Raw genomic sequence first — 881 nt, forward strand, 5'->3', positions numbered from 1 at the left:
GGATTATAGGACTGAATTGCCAAAAGGCAATTTCATACCATAAGATTGACCCTTGGTGTCCGGCTTCGCCTTTTCGGCGTGTCTGAACACCACATCCACGCATGACCAGCAATCAATACAAAGAGCGACAGTGAGGCTATGGCCAAAAAAGACGGTGTCATCGAAATCGAGGGCGCGGTAGTCGAAGCTCTGCCCAACGCGATGTTTCGCGTTGAGCTGTCCAACGGCCACAGAGTTCTTGCCCACATCTCGGGCAAGATGCGTCAGCACTACATCCGTATCCTCCCGGAGGACCGCGTGATCGTTGAGTTGAGCCCTTACGATCTGACCCGAGGCCGGATCGTCTACCGCTACAAGTAACGGCTGCTGTAAGTAACGGCCGATCTCGACCAGCTCGAGTGTCGGCACGAAGACAGCGACTAATAAGGAATCATCATGAAGGTCAAGCCCAGCGTTAAAAAGATCTGTGAGAAGTGCAAGGTCATCCGCCGTAACGGCAACGTGATGGTCATCTGCGACAACCCACGTCACAAGCAGCGCCAGGGTTGATCTCGACAGGCTCGATCACCGGGCCTGGCTGTAGCTCAACCTCAGTAACACATAACACATAGCAGCTCCGGGAGCCCCATGGGGTGACACCATCGGTTGGAGGCCGGTGTACAGGAACTGCTACAGACCTCCATCCAGTAACAGGAGACACAATGGCACGTCTAGCCGGCGTCGACATCCCGCGCGACAAGCGCGTGGAAGTTGCATTGACTTACATTTACGGCGTGGGCCGCACGAGGGCACTGAAGACCCTCGTCGACACCGCGATCGACGGAAACATCCGAGTCAAGGATTTGAGCGACGACCAGCTCGTCCTTCTCCGCGACTACATC

3 protein-coding genes are annotated in these 881 nt (G+C 55.5%); all 3 read left to right on the forward strand.

Going from position 1 to position 881, the window contains the following annotated elements; translation table 11 throughout:
• Nucleotides 1-138 precede the first annotated feature (138 nt).
• Complete coding sequence (gene infA, locus JF66_RS20680; RefSeq protein WP_035834638.1) at nucleotides 139-360, forward strand: translation initiation factor IF-1; 222 nt, start codon at nucleotides 139-141, stop codon at nucleotides 358-360.
• A 75-nt stretch (nucleotides 361-435) separates the two neighbouring features.
• On the forward strand, nucleotides 436-549 hold the full coding sequence (rpmJ, locus tag JF66_RS20685) for a 50S ribosomal protein L36 (RefSeq protein ID WP_035880836.1): 114 nt from the start codon (nucleotides 436-438) through the stop codon (nucleotides 547-549).
• A gap of 152 nt (nucleotides 550-701) precedes the next feature.
• Nucleotides 702-881 (forward strand): 30S ribosomal protein S13 (rpsM, locus tag JF66_RS20690; RefSeq protein WP_035880838.1); only part of this gene is annotated, 180 nt, incomplete at its 3' end.

The sequence above is a fragment of the Cryobacterium sp. MLB-32 genome, assembly GCF_000738085.1.
Taxonomy (GTDB): domain Bacteria; phylum Actinomycetota; class Actinomycetes; order Actinomycetales; family Microbacteriaceae; genus Cryobacterium.